Source organism: Limnospira sp., assembly GCF_051859755.1.
Classification (GTDB): domain Bacteria; phylum Cyanobacteriota; class Cyanobacteriia; order Cyanobacteriales; family Microcoleaceae; genus Limnospira; species Limnospira fusiformis.
In genome coordinates this window covers 1-790 of sequence record NZ_JBIMLI010000384.1, presented here as the reverse complement: position 1 = coordinate 790, position 790 = coordinate 1, and the positions used below count along the sequence as shown (strand labels likewise).

The 790-nt window shown below is 49.0% G+C and carries 1 protein-coding gene; it reads right to left on the bottom strand.

The window, feature by feature from the left end; all coding sequences use genetic code 11:
* A partial coding sequence (locus ACTIE0_RS24775; protein ID WP_315645952.1) for a Uma2 family endonuclease occupies nt 1-605 on the bottom strand: 605 nt, incomplete at its 3' end.
* Between the last annotated feature and the right edge of the window lie 185 nt (nt 606-790).

The following is a 790-nucleotide window of genomic DNA, read 5'->3' as shown; positions in this document are numbered from 1 at the left end:
TGTTCGGCTCGCGAGCGCTCCTGTTGTAATTGTTGCTCGATTTCCAGGGGAGAAGAAAACGGCTGACCCTGGGGATTATAAAGTGTTAACGTCTCCTCGGATAACTCAAATCGAACTTGCAGGCGGGGACTCACCCAATTCTGCATTTCCTCAATCATAGCCAGACGATCGCCCGAACGGATACACCCGCTCAAATCATTGTTTTCCGGGTCATAAATATAATATTCCTCCACCCCATAGCGATCGTAAAATAACAACTTCCGAGTCAGTTCTCCCGGTCGGTTCCCCGGAGACAGAATTTCCAACACCACCTGGGGGGCGATCGCCTTTTCTTTCCACTGTTGGTAAGAACCCCGGTCTCCCTTCTCTACCCCAAACACCACCATAACATCGGGCGCTTGGCGTATCTTATTATTTCCTTCCACCGGATACCAGAGTAAATCCCCTGCCACAAACACATCCGCCTGTAGGGCAAATAACCACGCCAGATTGTGATATATGGTCATAATCCAGCGAAACTGAATCGTATTCTCGGCCATCGGTTTACCGTCAGAATCAGGATAGATAATTTCATGCTGAGTTGCTATTTTTGGCTGAGAAACCATTGCTCATCTCCCTCTCAACTCATCTGGTGTTTCCCTCTCTGGGAATATGATAACCCAATCCTAAGCAAATGCCAGGATTTCCCAGCATCTGGCAAGTTACCATGAAGAATATCCGCCCACATTCCCGGAGGAAATCTGATGCACAGCACTCTCTCCCTGCAACTCCCCCCTTCCACCCTTCTCCA